The following is an 18,499-nucleotide window of genomic DNA, read 5'->3' as shown; positions in this document are numbered from 1 at the left end:
GATGTCGAAACTCGGCACCCTCGGCGCCCGGCTCCACCGCGGCGAGATCGGCTACGACTTCGTCGGCAAGCGCAAGATCTGGTACGGCATCTCGATCCTGATCACCATCACGGCCATCCTCGGCCTGACGGTTCGGGGCCTCAACATGGGCATCGAGTTCCAGGGCGGCGCCGTCTTCACGACCGAGAAGAGCAGCATCTCGGTCAGCCAGGCGGAGACCTTCGCGGAAGAGGCCTCGGGGCACGACGCGGTCGTCCAGAAGCTGGGCAACGGCGGACTGCGCGTCCAGATCGCCGGCATCGACACCGACAAGTCGGACACGATCAAGCAGAAGCTCGCCGCGGACCTGAAGGTCAACCCCGAGCAGATCAACGCCGACCTGGTCGGTCCGAGCTGGGGTGACCAGATCGCCAACAAGGCCTGGGAGGGCCTGGCGATCTTCATGGTCCTGGTCGTGATCTACCTGGCCATCGCCTTCGAGTGGCGCATGGCCATCGCCGCCCTGGTGGCCCTGATCCACGACATCACCATCACGGTCGGCATCTACGCCCTGGTCGGCTTCGAGGTCACCCCGGGCACCGTGATCGGTCTGCTCACTATCCTCGGTTACTCGCTCTACGACACGGTCGTCGTCTTCGACAGCCTCAAGGAGCAGACGAAGGACATCACCAAGCAGACCCGCTGGACCTACAGCGACGTCGCCGACCGCTCCATCAACAGCACCCTGGTGCGTTCCATCAACACCACGGTGGTCGCGCTGCTGCCGGTCGCCGGCCTGCTGTTCATCGGTGGCGGCGTGCTCGGGGCGGGCATGCTCAACGACATCTCGCTGTCGCTGTTCGTCGGCCTCGCGGCCGGCGCGTACTCCTCGATCTTCATCGCCACGCCGCTCGTCGCCGACCTCAAGGAGCGCGAGCCGCAGATGAAGGCCCTGCGCAAGCGGGTCCTCGCCAAGCGGGCCCAGGCCGCCGCCAAGGGCGAGTCCCTGGAGCCGCAGGCCGCGGGCGCCGCCTCGTACGAGGACGACGAGCCGGACGACGCCACCCCGGCGGTCGTCGGCCCCCGCAACCAGCCCGCGTCCCGCACCCGCGGCCGCGGGCGGCCCTCGGGGAAGCGCCGATGACCGGCATCGAAGAGCTGCTGTCCAGCCGTATCCGTGACGTGGCCGACTACCCGGAGCCGGGAGTGATGTTCAAGGACATCACCCCGCTCCTGGCCGACCCGGCCGCGTTCGGCGCGCTGACCGGCGCCCTGGCGGACATCGCCGTGCGCAACGGCGCCACCAAGATCGTCGGTCTGGAGGCGCGCGGCTTCATCCTCGGAGCCCCGGTCGCCGTCCACGCCGGGATCGGCTTCATCCCCGTGCGCAAGGCGGGCAAGCTCCCCGGAGCGACCCTGTCGCAGGCGTACGACCTGGAGTACGGCTCCGCCGAGATCGAGGTGCACGCCGAGGACCTGAGCGCGGGCGACCGCGTGCTGGTCGTCGACGACGTCCTCGCCACCGGCGGCACCGCCGAGGCCTCGCTCCAGCTCATCCGCCGGGCGGGCGCCGAGGTCGCGGGCGTCGCCGTGCTGATGGAGCTCGGCTTCCTCGGCGGCCGCGGCCGTCTGGAGCCGGCCCTGGCCGGGGCTCCCCTGGAGGCGCTCCTGACGGTCTGAGGACCGCGTGCGCACCACCCGGGGGGTCTGTTCCCGGAAAGGCCCCCGAAAGGCCTGAGGCACCCGTAGGACACCCTGGAGGCGGGCCCGGAGGAATCCGGCGCCCGCCTCCGGCGTTTCCCCCGCGAGGCCGCTGCCGGCGGCCGACAGCGAGTCCGGCGCGAAGGATCGCTACCATGGGGTTTCCGGAGCCTGACCGGGGGACCCGGATCGCGCACGAGGAGCCCTCTTGCCAGACGAGGCCCAGCCACTCGCCCCCAGCGCGGAACGCCTGGGGCGAACCGCCTCCACCCAGCCCGAGCCCGCCTCGGGTGCCGCGGAGAAGCCCGCAGACGACGGAGCGAGCGGGCCGGTCGAGCACGCCCAGGCCGCGCCCGACGCGGCGGCGGCCGAGGGAGCACGTCCCAAGCCGGCGTCGCCCGAGCGCCCCGCGAACACCCCGGCGGTCCGTCCCTCGGCGGCGCAGCCCACCCGCTCCGGAGGCTCCTCCAACCGCGTCCGAGCCCGCCTGGCCCGTCTCGGCGTCCAGCGCTCGAACCCGTACAACCCGGTTCTGGAGCCGTGGGGGGGGGGGGGGGCCCCCCCCCCCCCCCCCAACCCCCCCCCCCCCCCCCCCCCCCCACAGAAAGCCAACCACGACGGCCCCCCCACGCCCCCCCGCCCCCCCCCGCCCACCCGGGCCCCGCCGGGGCCCCCCCCGCCCAACCCCCAACACCCGGTTTGGGGTGGGGTGGCGGGTGATCCCCCCCCCCAACGACCCCAAGATCGAGACGTCGACGCTCCGCCAGATCGAGAAGGCCTACCAGGTCGCCGAACGCTGGCACCGCGGCCAGAAGCGCAAGAGCGGCGACCCGTACATCACGCACCCGCTCGCCGTCACCACCATCCTCGCCGAGCTCGGCATGGACCCGGCGACGCTCATGGCCGGCCTCCTGCACGACACCGTCGAGGACACCGAGTACGGCCTCGACACCCTGCGCCGCGACTTCGGCGACCAGGTCGGGCTGCTCGTCGACGGCGTCACCAAGCTGGACAAGGTCAAGTTCGGCGAGGCCGCCCAGGCCGAGACCGTGCGCAAGATGGTCGTGGCCATGGCCAAGGACCCTCGCGTCCTGGTCATCAAGCTCGCCGACCGCCTGCACAACATGCGCACCATGCGCTATCTCAAGCGCGAGAAGCAGGAGAAGAAGGCGCGCGAGACCCTGGAGATCTACGCGCCGCTCGCCCACCGCCTGGGCATGAACACCATCAAGTGGGAGCTGGAGGACCTCGCCTTCGCGATCCTCTACCCCAAGATGTACGACGAGATCGTGCGCCTGGTCGCCGAGCGCGCCCCCAAGCGCGACGAGTACCTCGCCATAGTGACCGACGAGGTCCAGTCCGACCTGCGCGCGGCCCGCATCAAGGCGACCGTGACCGGCCGCCCGAAGCACTACTACAGCGTCTACCAGAAGATGATCGTCCGCGGCCGTGACTTCGCGGAGATCTACGACCTGGTGGGCATCCGCGTCCTCGTGGACACCGTCCGCGACTGCTACGCGGCGCTCGGCACCGTGCACGCGCGATGGAACCCGGTCCCCGGCCGGTTCAAGGACTACATCGCGATGCCGAAGTTCAACATGTACCAGTCGCTCCACACGACGGTCATCGGCCCCAACGGCAAGCCCGTCGAACTCCAGATCCGTACGTTCGACATGCACCGCCGTGCCGAGTACGGCATCGCCGCGCACTGGAAGTACAAGCAGGAGACCGTCGCCGGGTCCTCCAAGATCCGCACCGACGTGCCCCGGGCGGCCAAGGGCAGCGCGGGCCAGGACACCGTCAACGACATGGCGTGGCTGCGCCAGTTGCTCGACTGGCAGAAGGAGACCGAGGACCCCAGCGAGTTCCTGGAGTCGCTCCGCTTCGACCTGTCGCGCAACGAGGTCTTCGTGTTCACGCCGAAGGGCGACGTCATAGCGCTTCCGGCCGGTGCGACCCCGGTGGACTTCGCGTACGCCGTCCACACGGAGGTCGGCCACCGGACGATAGGAGCACGGGTCAACGGCCGCCTGGTGCCCCTCGAATCGACCCTGGACAACGGCGACCTGGTGGAGGTCTTCACCTCCAAGGCCGCCGGCGCGGGCCCCTCCCGCGACTGGCTCGGCTTCGTGAAGTCACCGCGCGCCCGCAACAAGATCCGCGCCTGGTTCTCCAAGGAACGCCGCGACGAGGCGATCGAGCACGGCAAGGACGCCATCGCCCGCGCGATGCGCAAGCAGAACCTGCCGATCCAGCGGATCCTCACCGGCGACTCCCTGGTCACCCTCGCCCACGAGATGCGCTACCCCGACATCTCGTCGCTGTACGCGGCGATCGGCGAGGGGCACGTCACGGCCCAGAGCGTCGTCCAGAAGCTCGTCCAGGCGCTCGGCGGCGAGGAGGCGGCCACCGAGGAGATGGACGAGGCCGTACCGTCCGCACGGGGCCGTGGCCGCAAGCGGCGCAGCAACAACGACCCCGGCGTGGTCGTCAAGGGCGTCGACGACGTGTGGGTCAAGCTCGCCCGCTGCTGCACACCGGTGCCGGGCGACCCGATCATCGGGTTCGTCACCCGCGGCAGCGGCGTCTCGGTCCACCGCAGCGACTGCGTCAACGTCGACTCGCTCTCGCGCGAGCCCGAACGCATCCTCGAGGTCGAGTGGGCGCCCACCCAGTCCTCGGTCTTCCTCGTCGCCATACAGGTCGAGGCCCTGGACCGGTCCCGGCTGCTGTCGGACGTCACCCGCGTCCTGTCCGACCAGCACGTCAACATCCTGTCCGCGGCCGTCCAGACCTCCCGCGACCGGGTCGCCACCTCGCGGTTCACCTTCGAGATGGGCGACCCCAAGCACCTGGGACACGTCCTGAAGGCCGTACGAGGCGTCGAGGGCGTCTACGACGTGTACCGCGTGACGTCGGCGCGCAGACCCTCCGAGGCCTGACACCCGCCGCCCGTCCGCCCCGCCACGCGGCCGGGCGGACGGACGGACGAAGACGAACGAAGAAGACGAACGAAGAAGACGTACGAAGAAGACACACGAAGGGGCTCCCGTACGGCGTGCGTACGGGAGCCCCTTTGTATGGGTGCGACGGATGGATCAGCCGCCGAACTCCTGAAGACCCTTCAGCGCCTGGTCCAGCAGCGCCTGACGGCCGTCCAGCTCCTTCTGGAGCTTGTCGGCCTTCGCGGTGTTGCCCGCGGAGCGCGCCGTCTCGATCTGGCCCTGGAGCTTGTCCACGGCGGCCTGAAGCTGACCGGTCAGACCCTCGGCACGCGCGCGTGCCTCCGGGTTCGTCCGCCGCCACTCGGTCTCCTCGGACTCCTGGAGAGCCCGCTCCACCGCGTGCATCCGGCCCTCGACCTTCGGGCGGGCGTCCCGCGGCACGTGGCCGATGGCCTCCCAGCGCTCGTTGAGGGAACGGAAGGCCGCACGCGCCGCCTTCAGGTCCTGCACCGGGACGAGCTTCTCGGCCTCCTCGGCCAGCTCCTCCTTGAGCTTCAGGTTCTCCGTCTGCTCCGCGTCGCGCTCGGCGAAGACCGAGCTGCGCGCCGCGAAGAACACGTCCTGGGCTCCGCGGAAGCGGTTCCACAGGTCGTCCTCGTGCTCGCGCTGGGCACGGCCCGCGGCCTTCCAGTCCGCCATCAGCTCGCGGTAACGGGCCGCCGTCGGGCCCCAGTCCGACGAGCCGGACAGCGACTCGGCCTCGGCGACCAGCTTCTCCTTGACCTTGCGGGCATCCTCGCGCTGCGCGTCCAGCGACGCGAAGTGCGCCTTGCGCCGCTTGGAGAACGCCGAGCGGGCGTGCGAGAAGCGGTGCCACAGCTCGTCGTCCGACTTGCGGTCGAGTCGCGGCAGCCCCTTCCAGGTGTCCACCAGCGCGCGCAGGCGCTCACCGGCCGCCCGCCACTGGTCGCTCTGCGCCAGCTCCTCGGCCTCGACGACCAGGGCCTCCTTGGCGTGCCGCGCCTCGTCGGACTGCTTGGCCCGTTGGACCTTGCGTTCCTCACGGCGCGCGTCGACGGTCTCCACGAGCTTGTCCAGCCGCACCTTCAGCGCGCCCAGATCGCCGACCGCGTGGTGGGCGTCCACCTGCTCGCGGATGTGATCGATGGCGGTCTGGGCGTCCTTCGCCGACAGGTCGGTGGTCTTCACTCGCTTTTCGAGGAGGCCGATCTCGACAACCAGGCCTTCGTACTTGCGCTCGAAGTAGGCCAGCGCCTCATCAGGAGTGCCGGCCTGCCAGGAACCGACGACCTGCTCGCCGTCGGCCGTACGCACGTACACGGTCCCCGTCTCGTCGACGCGGCCCCACGGGTCGCTGCTCACAGCGCCTCCTCCACATGATGCCTGTGTGGGGCTTCAGCGCCCCCTGGCATCGTCCACAGTTTCGTCACGGCCAACATAGGCGACCGGCGGGGCGGCTGTCCGCATCCCGCGCGACCGAAATTCAGCAGCTGACGGTCAGGATTTCGTCACGGTCAGCTTGTTGACGACGACGGTCGCGTTCGGTGCGCCGTCGCCCTGCCCGGTGCTCTCGCCGGCGGCCGCGATCTTCTTGAGGACCGTCAGGCCGGACTGGGAAATAGTTCCGAACGGTGTGTAGCTGGGCGGAAGCTGACTGTCCTGGTACACCAGGAAGAACTGGCTGCCGCCGGTGTGCTTCTGACCGGTGTTGGCCATCGCGATCGTGCCCGCCGGGTACACGTTGCCCTTGAGCGTCTTGTCCTTCAGATTCTCGTCCGGGATCGTGTAGCCGGGACCGCCGCTGCCCTGGGCCGTCGGGTCACCGCACTGAAGGACGTAGATCCCGTTGGTGGTGAGCCGGTGACACTTCGTGTGGTCGAAGTAGCCCTTGCCGGCGAGGAAGTCGAACGAGTTCACCGTGTGCGGGGCGGCGGACGCCTTGAGCGCGATGTCGATGTCACCGCAGGTCGTCGCCATCTTCATGGTGTAGGCGGCGGACTTGTCGATGGTGACCGCCGGCTCCTTCTTCCACGTGAGCGACTTCACCTTGCCCTCCGCGGGCTTCTCGCACGGATCGGGCGCCTTGCTCGTCGGTGTCGCGCTGGGCGTCGCCCCCGCGCCCGCGTTGGCCTTCTTGCCGTCGCTCTCGAAGACGCCGGTCGCGTACGCCGTCGCACCGCCCGCGACGACCACGCCGACGACCGCCGCGATCACCGCGTTACGTGTATGGGTCCTTCGTCGAGCGGATGTGCGGCGCTGCTGCTGTCGCAAGAACTTCTCCCGGGCGAGCTGACGCCGCCGCTGTTCCTGGCTGACCACCGGGTTTCTCCTCGTGCGTCTCGTACGTCGAGTGGGACGCGTGCGTCGCCTGAGCCGACCGCCCGCGTGTGCCCGTACCGTATATGGGTTAGCTGAGGAATCGGCAGCGCCGGTAGGCTCTGATCCACAGCCACCCGCCCGTACGACACACGCGCGTACGCCACCACGAAGGACGATCGTGCTCATTGCCGGGTTCCCCGCCGGGGCCTGGGGGACCAACTGTTACCTGGTCGCCCCCGCCGCGGGTGAGGAGTGCGTGATCATCGACCCGGGCCATCAGGCCGCCCAGGGAGTCGAGGACACGCTCAAGAAGCATCGGCTCAAGCCCGTCGCGGTCATCCTCACCCATGGCCACATCGACCACGTCGCCTCGGTCGTCCCGGTGTGCGGAGCGCACGACGTACCAGCCTGGATCCACCCCGAGGACCGGTACATGATGAGCGACCCCGAGAAGGCGCTCGGCCGGTCCATCGGCATGCCGCTGATGGGCGAGCTGACCGTGGGGGAGCCCGACGACGTGCGGACGCTGACCGACGGCGCGGAGCTGAAGCTGGCGGGCCTCGGCCTCTCCGTCGCGCACGCGCCGGGCCATACGAAGGGGTCGGTGACGTTCCGGATGCCCGAGGGCGCGGACATTCCGTCCGTGTTCTTCTCCGGGGATCTGCTCTTCGCCGGCTCCATCGGACGCACCGACCTGCCGGGCGGCGACATGGACGAGATGCTCGACTCGCTGGGCCGTGTGTGCCTGCCGCTCGACGACTCGACCGTGGTGCTGTCCGGCCACGGCCCCCAGACGACCATCGGCCAGGAACGCGCCACCAACCCGTATCTGCGGCAGGTGGCCGCCGGCCTGGGAGCGGACCCGACCTCCGCTCCTCGACGAGGAATGTGACCAGACTTCCGTGAGCACCTTCAGGGCCCCCAAGGGCACGTACGACCTCATTCCGCCGGACAGCGCCAAGTACCTCGCGGTACGCGAGGCCATCGCGGCCCCGCTGCGCAACTCCGGCTACGGCTACATCGAGACGCCCGGTTTCGAGAACGTCGAACTGTTCGCCCGCGGTGTCGGTGAGTCCACCGACATCGTGACCAAGGAGATGTACGCCTTCGAGACCAAGGGCGGCGACAGGCTGGCCCTGCGCCCGGAGGGCACCGCCTCCGTGCTGCGCGCGGCCCTCGAAGCCAACCTGCACAAGGCCGGCAACCTCCCGGTCAAGCTCTGGTACTCGGGCTCGTACTACCGCTACGAGCGCCCCCAGAAGGGCCGTTACCGCCACTTCTCCCAGGTGGGCGCCGAGGCGATCGGAGCCGAGGACCCGGCGCTCGACGCCGAACTCATCATCCTGGCCGACCAGGCGTACCGCTCCCTGGGGCTGCGGAACTTCCGCATCCTGCTGAACAGCCTGGGCGACAAGGAGTGCCGCCCCGTCTACCGGGCCGCGCTCCAGGACTTCCTGCGCGGCCTGGACCTCGACGAGGAGACGCTGCGCCGCGCGGAGATCAACCCGCTGCGCGTCCTCGACGACAAGCGGGAGGACGTCCAGAAGCAGCTGGGCGGGGCGCCGTTGCTGCGCGACTACCTGTGTGACGGCTGCAAGGCGTACCACGAGGAGGTGCGCGACCTGATCACGGCCGCGGGCGTCTCCTTCGAGGACGACCCGAAGCTGGTGCGCGGGCTCGACTACTACACGCGGACCACCTTCGAGTTCGTGCACGACGGCCTCGGCTCGCAGTCCGCGGTCGGCGGCGGCGGCCGCTACGACGGGCTGTCCGAGATGATCGGCGGCCCCGCGCTGCCGTCCGTCGGCTGGGCGCTGGGCGTCGACCGTACGGTGCTGGCGCTGGAGGCGGAGGGCGTGGAGCTCGAACTCCCCGCGCTCACGAGTGTGTTCGCGGTGCCGCTCGGGGAGGAGGCCCGCCGGACGCTCTTCGGTGTGGTCACCGAACTGCGCAGGCTCGGTGTCGCCGCCGACTTCTCGTACGGCGCGAAGGGGCTCAAGGGCGCGATGAAGAACGCGAACCGCAGCGGCGCCCGTTTCACGGTCGTCGCCGGTGAGCGTGACCTCGCCGAGGGTGTCGTGCAGCTCAAGGACATGGAGTCCGGGGAACAGACGGCGGTCGGCACCGGCGAGATCGTGGCCGAGCTGCGGTCGCGCCTGGGCTGAGGCGGGTCCTCCGCCCCGGCGGCCGGCCCACACCTGGGCCGGTCTCCGGGCCGGCCCGGTCAGGCAGGTGGCCGGCTCCGGCGACGGGCCTGTCCCGGGTGGCGGCGGCCCAGGCGCCGGGCCCGCCGCTGACGGGCGGACGCCTCCCGCTGTCCGCCCGGCCCACACGTTCCACGTCGGACCCCGGCCCGCGAACGCCGGTGGGGCTGAAGGACTTCAGCCCCACCGGCCCCGGGAAAGCGGTGCGGTGGCGCCGAACAGGCCGAAGATCGCGCCGGACGCGCCGAGCGACGGCTGCTCGGGGCGGGGGAGCCTCACTCCAGCAGCCCGAAGCGCATCGCGCTCGTCACCGCGGCCGTCCGGTCGCCCACCCCCAGCTTCTGGAAGACGCGCAGCAGATGGGTCTTCACGGTGGACTCGCCGATGAAGAGCCGGCGTCCGATCTCCGCGTTCGTGCAGCCCTCGGCGACCAGCCGCAGCACCGCGGTCTCCCGCTCGGAGAGGCGGGGCCGCTCCGGCCTGGTGCGGAGCTGGTCGACCAGCCGGGCGGCCACGGAGGGGGCCAGCACGGTCTCGCCCCGCGCGGCGGCCCGTACGGCGTCCGCCAGTTCGGCACGCGGCAGATCCTTCAGCAGATACCCGGCGGCCCCGGCCTCCACCGCCCGCAGGATGTCCCGGTCCGTCTCGTACGTCGTCAGCACGATGACCCGGCAGGGCAGCCCGGCCCGCGTCATCCGCACGATCGCGTCGACGCCCCCGCCCTCGGGCATCCGCAGGTCCATGAGCACGATGTCGGGCCGTAGTTCGGCGGCCAGCGCCTCCGCGCGGGGCCCGCTGGACGCGTCGGCGATCACCTCGAGATCGGGTTCGGCGCTGAGCATCGCGCGCAGCCCTTCACGGACGACGGGATGGTCGTCGGCGAGGATGATCCGGATCACGCGTCACTCCCGGGGACGGGCAGACACACGGTGACGGTCGTGCCGTCGCCCGGCGCGCTGCGGATCAGTGCCGTACCGCCCACCTCGGCGGCCCGCGCGCGCAACCCTGCCAGCCCGTACCCGCCGACCGGCACGGCGGGGTCGAAACCCCGGCCGTCGTCGCGTACGGAGAGGGCCAGCGAGTCGGCGGCGTAGGCGAGGGTGACGGCGATCGCGGAGGAACTCCCGGCGTGTTTGCGCGTGTTGGCAAGCGCCTCCTGGCACGAGCGCAGGATCACCACCTCGGAGCCCGCGGGCAGCGGGCGTACGGCGCCGGTCACCTGGAGGCTCGCGGCGTGGCGGGTGGCCAGCCGGCGCAACGCGTCGGGCAGCGTGGCGCCGTCCAGGTCGGCGGGCGTGCCCCCGGTGACCAGGGCCCGCGCCTCGGCGAGGTTCTGCCGGGCGGTTTCGTCCATCAGGGCCAGATGGCGGCGGGCCTGCGGCAGATCGTGGTCGAGCTCGGCCTCGACGGCCTGCACCAGCATCAGCAGGCTGGTGAAGCCCTGGGCGAGCGTGTCGTGGATCTCCCGGGAGAACCGTTCGCGCTCGGCGAGCGCTCCGTGCGCGGCCGAGAGCCGGGCGATCTCGTGGCGGCCGGCGTCCAACTCGGTGATCAGCGAGGCCCGTTCCTGGCTCTGCTCCATGATGCGGATGATCCAGCTGCCCAGGGCCGTCGAGAACACGAGTGTGACCACGGCGAAGACCGTGTTGAAGAACAGGTCCTGACCGGAGGGCCGCCACAGCAGGGCCCAGCCCGCCACCGGCACGATGTTGATGACGGTCGCGGCGGTGAGCGCCCGGCGCAGCCGCAGCGCGATGAAGCACTGCGGGATGAGCGCGAAGGTCATCAGGCGCGTCTCGCCGACCAGCACCCCGGGGGGCAGGAAGAGCAGGACCGCGCCCGCGATGTAGCCGAGGGCGCGGCGCTCGTCGGGGGCGTCGGCGGTCAGGACGGGGCGCCCGACCAGCAGGTACCAGGGGATCAGCAGCAGAAGCAGCCCGCCGGCGGCGACACGGACGTGCCACCCCGGGTGCGCCGTGCCGAGCACGAACACCAGGGTGGCCACCCACACGATCGCGAAGTACGAGTCCCAGAGCCGGAACGAGAGCTCCCAGGTGTTCGAAGCACGGGCCCCGCCCGGCACCGGACCCGTTGGGGCCCCGCCCGGCGCCGGACCCATGGGGGCCTTGTCCGGCGCCGGGGCGGGGCGCGCGGCCGGAGTCCTCATCCGTCGCGCCGGTTCTTCCACCGGAAGGTCAGCAGGCACAGCAGCAATCCTCCGGCGCACCATGCCCCGAGCACCAGGGCGATCCGCCCGAACTCCCAGCCTCCCGCCTGTTCGAGGACCTGGGCGGACTCGGGCAGGAACACCCCGCGCAGCCCCTGGCACATCCACTTGAGGGGGAACAGCGCGCCGATGTTCAGCATCCAGTCCGGGATGGTGTCGACGGCGATGTAGACGCCGGAGATGAACTGGAGGACCAGGAAGGGCAGGACGACCACCGACGTGGCACTCCTGCCCGACTTCGGCACCGAACTGATCGCGATGCCGAGCAGGGCGCAGGCGGTGAGCCCCAGGACGAAGATCCAGGCGAAGTCCGCCCACTTGCCGGGGTCCGAGGGCAGGTCGACGTCGTACAGCGTGGTGCCGACGAGGAGCAGGATCGCCGTCTCCAGGGCGCCCGTGGCGAGAACCAGCCATATCTTGCCGAGGAAGTACGCGGCGGGCGGCATCGGCGTTCCGCGCAGCCGGCGCAGCACCCTCTCGTCCCGCTCGATCGCGATCGAGATGCCGAGGGACTGGAAGCTGGTCGACATGATGCCCGCGGCCATCATCGCCGGGACGTACAGCTGGGAGGCGGTGATGCCCGCGCCCGCCACGTCGTCGCTGAAGATCGACGCGAACAGGAACAGGAAGACGACCGGGAAGGCGAAGGTGAAGATCACCTGGTCGCGCTGCCGGAAGAACTGCCTGATCTCCAGGGCTCCGCGCCGCAGTCCGAGCCCCCAGGCGCCGGGCAGCCCGCCCGCCGTGGTCCTCGTGCGCACGCGTACGTCGGTGCTGGTCATCGGGCGTCCTCCAGGCCGGTCAGTCGCAGATAGACGTCCTCAAGGGTGGGGCGGCTCACCCGGAGCCCCGGGATCTCCCCGTCGAAGCGGCGCGTGAGGGCGGCGACGGTCCTGGTGGGGGTGTCCGTGCGTTCGCTGCGCGGGCTGCCGTCGGTCTCCGTCCACTCGACCGTGGCCCCGGTGCCGAAGCGCTCGCGGAGCGCGGCCGGTTCGCCCTCGGCGACGACACGGCCCCGCGCGACGACCGCCAGCCGGTCCGCGAGCGCTTCCGCCTCCTCCAGGTAGTGCGTGGTCAGGAGGATGGTCGTGCCTTCGTCGGCCAACCTGCGGATCAGGTCCCAGAACTGCCGTCGCGCCGCCGGGTCGAAGCCCGTCGTCGGCTCGTCCAGGAGGAGCAGTTCGGGGCCGCCGATCACGCCGAGGGCCACGTCGAGCCGTCGCCGCTGGCCACCCGAGAGCGACTTGATCCTGCTGCCCGCCTTCTCCTGGAGACCGACCAGGCCGATGACTTCCTCCGGATCACGAGGATTCGGGTAATAACGGGAGAAATGATGCACCGTCTCGCGCACCGTCAACTCGGCGGGCGCGGATTCGTCCTGCCAGACGATTCCGACACGAGACCGCCACGCGCGCGGGGCGGTCGCCGGGTCCGAGCCGAGCACGGAGACCTCGCCCGCGTCCCGTCGGCGGTTGCCCTGGAGGATCTCCACGGTGGTGCTCTTGCCCGCCCCGTTCGGTCCGAGCAGGCCGAACACCTCGCCCCGCCGGATGCCGAGGTCGATGCCGTCGACGGCGGTCACGTCCCCGTACTGCTTGCGCAGCCCCCGTACATCGACCGCGAGCCGGTCCGCGTCTGTTGTCATGACAGCGAGCCTCCCGCCGAACCGAACCTTCCGGGGCGACCGTGCGTACCTTCTTATGTCCACCGAACGGTGGACAGCCGGGCGGGTGCGGCACAATGAGCCTGCCCGCAGGCCCTTCGAAACTACGGAAACGGCGTGATGAACAAGACGACAGTCAAGGACGTCCCGACCGATCAGGAACGCCCCGCCGCCGCGGTACGGACGGCCGGCGGCAGCCGCGCCCTCGCGGTGCTGCTGGTGATCACGGGTGCGGCCGGTCTCCTTGCCGCGTGGGTCATCACGATCGACAAGTTCAAGCTGCTGGAGAACCCGAACTTCGTCCCGGGGTGCAGCCTGAACCCGGTGGTCTCCTGCGGCAACATCATGAAGAGCGACCAGGCCTCGGCCTTCGGCTTCCCGAACCCCATGATGGGGCTCGTCGCCTACGGCATCGTGATCTGCGTCGGCGTGAGCCTGCTCGCGCGGGCCACCTTCCCGCGCTGGTACTGGCTGACCTTCAACGCGGGCACGCTCTTCGGCGTCGCCTTCTGCACCTGGCTCCAGTTCCAGTCGCTGTACCGGATCAACTCGCTCTGCCTGTGGTGCAGCCTGGCCTGGGTCGCCACGATCATCATGTTCTGGTACGTGACCTCCTTCAACGTCCGCAACGGCTTCCTGCCCGCCCCGCGCTGGGCCAAGAGCTTCTTCGGCGAGTTCACCTGGGTCCTGCCCACGCTGCACATCGGCATCATCGGCATGCTGATCCTGACCCGCTGGTGGGACTTCTGGACCAGCTGACGGTCCCGCGGGGATTGTCAGTGGGGTGACATAGGGTTTCCGACGTGGAGCCCGACCTGTTCACCGCCGCAGCAGAAGAACGCCAGGAGAAGGACCCGTCCGGCAGCCCCCTGGCCGTTCGGATGCGTCCGCGCACCCTCGACGAGGTCGTGGGACAGCAGCATCTGCTGAAGCCGGGCTCGCCCCTGCGCAGACTCGTCGCCGAGGGGAGCGGCGGTCCCGCCGGACCGTCCTCGGTGATCCTGTGGGGCCCGCCGGGCACCGGCAAGACGACCCTCGCGTACGTCGTCTCCAAGGCCACCGACAAGCGCTTCGTGGAACTCTCCGCGATCACCGCCGGCGTCAAGGAGGTGCGCGCGGTCATCGAGGGAGCCCGCCGCGCCACCGGCGGCTACGGCAAGGAGACCGTCCTCTTCCTGGACGAGATCCACCGCTTCAGCAAGGCACAGCAGGACTCCCTGCTCCCCGCCGTGGAGAACCGCTGGGTGACCCTGATCGCCGCGACCACGGAGAACCCGTACTTCTCGGTGATCTCGCCGTTGCTCTCCCGCTCCCTCCTGCTGACCCTCGAACCGCTCACCGACGACGATCTGCGCGGCCTGCTGCGCCGCGCGCTCGACGCGGAACGCGGCCTCAAGGAGTCCGTGGCCCTGCCCGGGGACGCCGAGGACCACCTGCTGAGGATCGCCGGCGGCGACGCCCGCCGCGCCCTGACGGCCCTGGAGGCCGCGGCGGGCGCCGCCCTCGACAAGGGCGAGCCGGAGATCACCCTCCAGACGCTGGAGGAGACGGTCGACCGCGCCGCCGTGAAGTACGACCGCGACGGTGACCAGCACTACGACGTGGCGAGCGCGCTCATCAAGTCCATCCGCGGCTCCGACGTGGACGCCGCCCTGCACTACCTGGCCCGGATGATCGAGGCGGGCGAGGACCCCCGCTTCATCGCCCGCCGCCTGATGATCTCCGCCAGCGAGGACATCGGTCTCGCCGACCCGAACGCACTGCCCATAGCCGTGGCCGCCGCCCAGGCCGTCGCGATGATCGGCTTCCCCGAGGCGGCTCTCACCCTCAGCCACGCCACGATCGCCCTCGCCCTGGCCCCGAAGTCCAACGCCGCGACGATGGCCATCGGCGCCGCCATGGAGGACGTGCGCAAGGGCCACGCCGGCCCGGTGCCGACGCATCTGCGCGACGGGCACTACAAGGGCGCGGCCAAGCTCGGGCACGCCCAGGGGTACGTGTATCCGCACGACCTGCCCGAGGGCATCGCCGCCCAGCAGTACGCGCCGGAGGAGCTCAAGGACCGGGAGTACTACACCCCGACCCGGCACGGCGCCGAGGCGCGGTACGCCGACGCGGTGGAGTGGACCCGCAAGCGCCTCGGTAGAGGGCGGTCGTGAGCACCCTGTAACATGTCTCGAAGCGCTGCGTCCCGTGTCCGGCTCCGGTCGGCATCACCCAACGGGACATGCAGCCGGAACCCCGACACCGTACTCGTACGACGAGGGGATCCAGGAGCGTCGCGCACCGTCGGAGGTGTCGCGGGCTGCCCACCACCACCCGGTCTCCGGGAACGGTCGGTGGGCTACTCGTGTGCTGCACGTATGTGCCCAGACCAGGGAGCGGCTGCCCGGCAGGCCCGTCAGGGCCCGCAGGGTTTCCCCGGCTGCGGATGCGACCTCCTTTAACCCGGGTGAGCCGGAAAAAGGAAAGAGAAACAGACAGTGGCGAATCAGTCCCGCCCCAAGGTCAAGAAGTCGCGTGCGCTCGGTATCGCGCTGACCCCGAAGGCCGTCAAGTACTTCGAGGCCCGCCCCTACCCGCCGGGCGAGCACGGCCGCGGCCGCAAGCAGAACTCGGACTACAAGGTCCGTCTGCTGGAGAAGCAGCGTCTGCGCGCGCAGTACGACGTGTCCGAGCGCCAGCTCGTCCGCGCCTACGAGCGTGCCGCCAAGACGCAGGGCAAGACCGGTGAGGCTCTGGTCATCGAGCTGGAGCGTCGTCTCGACGCGCTGGTCCTTCGTTCGGGCATCGCCCGCACGATCTACCAGGCCCGCCAGATGGTCGTCCACGGCCACATCGAGGTCAACGGCGGCAAGGTCGACAAGCCGTCGTTCCGTGTCCGTCCCGACGACGTCGTGATGGTCCGCGAGCGCAGCCGCAGCAAGACGCTGTTCGAGGTCGCCCGTGCCGGTGGGTTCGCCCCCGACGGCGAGACCCCGCGCTACCTCCAGGTGAACCTCCCGGCCCTGGCCTTCCGCCTGGACCGCGAGCCGAACCGCAAGGAGATCCCGGTGATCTGCGACGAGCAGCTCGTCGTCGAGTACTACGCCCGCTGATCTTCTTACAGCGGACGCGGTACCACCTGCGCGTCAGCGTCAGCCCGTCGTCTCCCCGCCCTTCGAGGTGGGCGAGACGGCGGGCTTTCGCACGTCCGGGGGCAGTCTGCGCGGCGACGGCACCGCCCCGAGCGGCGGCACCCCGGCACCGCCCAGCGCGCGGGCGACCGCCGCGTCCTGCCCGAGCAGCTCTCCCGCCCGCAGGCACTCTTCGTAGCGCTCGTCGCCCAGCTGCTGCCGGGAGAGAGCCGCGCAGCGCTCGTGCGGCGCGTTGTAGTACGCCGAACCGAACAGTGGCAGGCCCACCGACGGCCACATCCGCGACGCCGCCCCCTGGAGCACCGCGGCCTCGGCCGGATCGTCCTCCGCCACCGTGACCAGGGCGAGCAGCTCGACGGCGAGAACGGCACCGAGCAGATCGTGGAAGCCGTGCGCGATGCCGAGACCCCGCTCCAGCAGACCGCGAGCCCGCGCCTGATCGCCCTCGGCCTGCGCCGCGTACGCGAGGACGTACAGCGCGTACGCCAGCGCCCAGCGCTCCCCGTGGTCCTCGCAGACCCCGCGGACGTCCTCGCACAGCTTCACCGCGCCCGGCAGATCGCCCTGGAAGGCGAGCGCCATCGCCAGTTCGACCTGGCCCATCAGCACGTTGCTGTTGAGCTCGCCGATCTCGTGATAGCGGTCCAGCGCCGAGCGCAGCAGTCGCTCGGCACGCGCCATGTCGTCCGTGACCAGGGCCAGACAGCCGGTGCGATGCTCGGCGTACGCGACCGCGACGGCGTTCTCGCAGCGCTCCGCCTCCTCGCGGCACTCCTGGAGCGCGGACAGCGCCGGCACCGAGTCCCCCTGGAGGACCGCCACGTAGCCGAGCACCCACAGGGCCTTCAGCCGTGACTGGTCACGGTCGCCGTCGAGCTCGACACTGCGCTCCAGCCAGTGCCTGCCCTCGGAGAGCCGGCCGCAGCCGACCCAGTAGAACCACAGGGCGCCCGCCAGGTACTGGCCCAGATGCGCCTCGTCGGGTTCGCCGAGCGAGTACTCCAGCGCGCAGCGCAGATTCGGCAGTTCCGTCTCGACGCGGACCGCCACCTCGGCCTGCCGCGGCGAGAACCAGTCCAGCTCGCACCAGGTGACCAGGCCCATGTACCAGTCACGGTGGCGGCGCCGCAGCCGCTCCGCGTCGCCCGTCGCCTCCAGCCAGTGCGCGCCGTAGGCCCGGACCGTGTCCAGCATCCGGTAGCGCACACCCGCCGCGGTCTCCTCGCGGGACAGCACCGACTGCGCGAGCAGCTCGCCGAGCACGTCCAGCACGTCGTCGGCGTGCAGCCCGTCCCCGCTGCACACGTATTCGGCGGCCTCCAGGTCGAACCGGCCGGCGAACACGGAAAGGCGTGCCCACAGGAGCCGTTCCGCCGGTGTGCACAGTTCGTGGCTCCAGCCGATCGCCGTCCGCAGGGTCTGGTGCCGCGGCGGCGCGTCGCGCACACCACCGGTCAGCAGCCGGAACCGGTCCTCCAGGCGGGCCAGCAGCTGCGCGGGGGACAGGGCGCCGACGCGCCCCGCCGCCAGTTCCAGCGCCAACGGGATCCCATCCAGCCGCCGGCACAGTTCCCGGACGTCGGAGCTGTTGCCCTCGTCCAGGGCGAAGCCGGGCACCCGGGCCGCCGCCCGGTCCGCGAACAGCTCCACCGCCTCCGCCGCGGCCAGCGGAGCCAGCGGGAACACCCGCTCGCCCGCGATGTCCAGCGGTCTGCGGCCCACCGCCAGCACCCGCAGGTCCGGCGCCCGCCGCAGCAACTCGCCCACCAAGGAGGCACTCACGTCGACCAGGTGCTCGAAGCCGTCCAGGACCAGCAGGAGCCGGCGCCCGGAGAGGTGGTCGAGCAGCGTCCGGCGCGGCGGCTTCGCCGTGTGGTCGGTCAGGCCGAGGGCCTCGGCCACGGCGTACTCGACGAGTTCGGGTTCCTGCACCGCGGACAGGTCCACGCGCCACACGCCGTCGCGCGGGTACGTCCCCGCCGCCGCGTGCGTGGCGAACCGTGTCTTGCCGACGCCTCCCATACCGGTCACGGTGACCAGACGGACCGTCTCCAGTGCCTCGGCCAGCCGCGCGAGCTCGGCGGAGCGCCCCACGAACGCGTCGAGTTCCAGGGGCAGATTGCCGGGTGCGGCAGGACCGGAGTGTCGGGCGGGCTGAGAACGTTGCATGAGATACGGAGCGTACTGACCCGTTAGCGCTCCGTACAATCGCTTCACGCAACTCCACACTCCGGAGCGGATAAATGCGGTACGGAGCCCCGGCCCCGGCGCGATAGGCTCGGGTGACGACTTTTCGATGTTCA

Annotated in this window: 15 protein-coding genes and 1 pseudogene; 9 read left to right on the top strand and 7 right to left on the bottom strand. The window is 70.8% G+C overall.

Features of this window, described 5'->3' with window-relative positions; translation table 11 throughout:
- Position 1: 1 nt before the first annotated feature.
- The 4 genes and pseudogenes from secF (at position 2) to ACF07B_RS33610 (ending at position 4,622) form a co-directional block, all read left to right on the top strand.
- Entirely contained in the window at positions 2-1,123 is a 1,122-nt protein-coding gene (gene secF / locus ACF07B_RS33625; protein WP_369483231.1) for a protein translocase subunit SecF, read from the top strand.
- Positions 1,120-1,659 (top strand): adenine phosphoribosyltransferase, encoded by a 540-nt coding sequence (locus ACF07B_RS33620; RefSeq protein ID WP_369483230.1) that lies wholly within the window; start codon positions 1,120-1,122, stop codon positions 1,657-1,659. Before secF ends, ACF07B_RS33620 begins: the two co-directional genes overlap by 4 nt.
- 271 nt (positions 1,660-1,930) lie before the next feature.
- A pseudogene (locus ACF07B_RS33615) lies at positions 1,931-2,221 on the top strand (GTP pyrophosphokinase); the annotation flags it as partial.
- A gap of 175 nt (positions 2,222-2,396) precedes the next feature.
- Positions 2,397-4,622 (top strand): RelA/SpoT family protein, encoded by a 2,226-nt coding sequence (locus ACF07B_RS33610; RefSeq protein ID WP_392181722.1) that lies wholly within the window; start codon positions 2,397-2,399, stop codon positions 4,620-4,622.
- Between the two features lie 156 nt (positions 4,623-4,778).
- Here ACF07B_RS33610 and ACF07B_RS33605 read toward each other — a convergent pair whose 3' ends face one another.
- Both ACF07B_RS33605 and ACF07B_RS33600 read right to left on the bottom strand, forming a co-directional pair.
- On the bottom strand, positions 4,779-6,008 hold the full coding sequence (locus tag ACF07B_RS33605; RefSeq protein ID WP_369483229.1) for a DUF349 domain-containing protein: 1,230 nt from the start codon (positions 6,006-6,008) through the stop codon (positions 4,779-4,781).
- A gap of 135 nt (positions 6,009-6,143) precedes the next feature.
- Positions 6,144-6,965 carry a peptidylprolyl isomerase gene (locus ACF07B_RS33600; RefSeq protein ID WP_369483228.1) on the bottom strand — a complete coding sequence of 274 codons (822 nt, stop codon included), beginning with the start codon at positions 6,963-6,965 and terminating at the stop codon, positions 6,144-6,146.
- A gap of 178 nt (positions 6,966-7,143) precedes the next feature.
- Here ACF07B_RS33600 and ACF07B_RS33595 point away from each other — a divergent pair, with 178 nt between their 5' ends.
- Both ACF07B_RS33595 and hisS read left to right on the top strand, forming a co-directional pair.
- On the top strand, positions 7,144-7,857 hold the full coding sequence (locus tag ACF07B_RS33595) for an MBL fold metallo-hydrolase (RefSeq protein WP_392181721.1): 714 nt from the start codon (positions 7,144-7,146) through the stop codon (positions 7,855-7,857).
- A gap of 10 nt (positions 7,858-7,867) precedes the next feature.
- Positions 7,868-9,130, top strand: a complete 1,263-nt coding sequence (hisS, locus tag ACF07B_RS33590; protein WP_392181720.1) for a histidine--tRNA ligase — start codon at positions 7,868-7,870, stop codon at positions 9,128-9,130.
- A gap of 314 nt (positions 9,131-9,444) precedes the next feature.
- Here the strand turns inward: hisS and ACF07B_RS33585 are convergent, their stop codons facing one another.
- Genes ACF07B_RS33585 through ACF07B_RS33570 form a run of 4 tightly spaced genes read right to left on the bottom strand, consistent with a single transcriptional unit; the run spans position 9,445 to position 13,041 of the window.
- Positions 9,445-10,068 carry a response regulator transcription factor gene (locus tag ACF07B_RS33585; protein ID WP_362398185.1) on the bottom strand — a complete coding sequence of 208 codons (624 nt, stop codon included), beginning with the start codon at positions 10,066-10,068 and terminating at the stop codon, positions 9,445-9,447.
- Complete coding sequence (locus tag ACF07B_RS33580) at positions 10,065-11,336, bottom strand: sensor histidine kinase (RefSeq protein ID WP_392181719.1); 1,272 nt, start codon at positions 11,334-11,336, stop codon at positions 10,065-10,067. The genes ACF07B_RS33585 and ACF07B_RS33580 overlap by 4 nt, the downstream gene beginning before the upstream one ends.
- Positions 11,333-12,178: an ABC transporter permease gene (locus tag ACF07B_RS33575; protein ID WP_369483224.1), complete on the bottom strand. Its 846-nt coding sequence runs from the start codon at positions 12,176-12,178 to the stop codon at positions 11,333-11,335. The genes ACF07B_RS33580 and ACF07B_RS33575 overlap by 4 nt, the downstream gene beginning before the upstream one ends.
- Positions 12,175-13,041, bottom strand: a complete 867-nt coding sequence (locus ACF07B_RS33570; protein WP_392181718.1) for an ABC transporter ATP-binding protein — start codon at positions 13,039-13,041, stop codon at positions 12,175-12,177. Before ACF07B_RS33570 ends, ACF07B_RS33575 begins: the two co-directional genes overlap by 4 nt.
- A 138-nt stretch (positions 13,042-13,179) precedes the next feature.
- Between ACF07B_RS33570 and ACF07B_RS33565 the strand changes: the two genes are divergently transcribed.
- The 3 genes from ACF07B_RS33565 (at position 13,180) to rpsD (ending at position 16,157) form a co-directional block, all read left to right on the top strand.
- Entirely contained in the window at positions 13,180-13,818 is a 639-nt protein-coding gene (locus ACF07B_RS33565) for a vitamin K epoxide reductase family protein (RefSeq protein ID WP_392181717.1), read from the top strand.
- A gap of 44 nt (positions 13,819-13,862) precedes the next feature.
- Positions 13,863-15,218, top strand: a complete 1,356-nt coding sequence (locus ACF07B_RS33560; protein ID WP_369483221.1) for a replication-associated recombination protein A — start codon at positions 13,863-13,865, stop codon at positions 15,216-15,218.
- A gap of 324 nt (positions 15,219-15,542) precedes the next feature.
- Entirely contained in the window at positions 15,543-16,157 is a 615-nt protein-coding gene (rpsD, locus tag ACF07B_RS33555) for a 30S ribosomal protein S4 (protein ID WP_362398167.1), read from the top strand.
- A 39-nt stretch (positions 16,158-16,196) separates the two neighbouring features.
- On the opposite strand, the gene ACF07B_RS33550 is transcribed toward rpsD, so the two are convergent.
- Entirely contained in the window at positions 16,197-18,365 is a 2,169-nt protein-coding gene (locus tag ACF07B_RS33550) for an ATP-binding protein (RefSeq protein WP_392181716.1), read from the bottom strand.
- Positions 18,366-18,499 lie beyond the last annotated feature (134 nt).

This window comes from Streptomyces sp. NPDC015532, assembly GCF_043078065.1.
GTDB lineage: Bacteria > Actinomycetota > Actinomycetes > Streptomycetales > Streptomycetaceae > Streptomyces.
The sequence above is the reverse complement of the archived record's forward strand: the minus strand, read 5'-3'. Positions and strand labels throughout refer to the sequence as shown.

Bases quoted from the DNA above. Each gene is read 5' to 3' on its own strand.
- secF (WP_369483231.1), top strand. From the start codon at position 2: ATGTCGAAACTCGGCACCCTCGGCGCCCGGCTCCACCGCGGCGAGATC.
- ACF07B_RS33620 (WP_369483230.1), top strand. From the start codon at position 1,120: ATGACCGGCATCGAAGAGCTGCTGTCCAGCCGTATCCGTGACGTGGCC.
- ACF07B_RS33580 (WP_392181719.1), bottom strand. From the start codon at position 11,336: ATGAGGACTCCGGCCGCGCGCCCCGCCCCGGCGCCGGACAAGGCCCCC.
- ACF07B_RS33575 (WP_369483224.1), bottom strand. From the start codon at position 12,178: ATGACCAGCACCGACGTACGCGTGCGCACGAGGACCACGGCGGGCGGG.
- ACF07B_RS33570 (WP_392181718.1), bottom strand. From the start codon at position 13,041: ATGACAACAGACGCGGACCGGCTCGCGGTCGATGTACGGGGGCTGCGC.
- ACF07B_RS33565 (WP_392181717.1), top strand. From the start codon at position 13,180: ATGAACAAGACGACAGTCAAGGACGTCCCGACCGATCAGGAACGCCCC.
- ACF07B_RS33550 (WP_392181716.1), bottom strand. From the start codon at position 18,365: ATGCAACGTTCTCAGCCCGCCCGACACTCCGGTCCTGCCGCACCCGGC.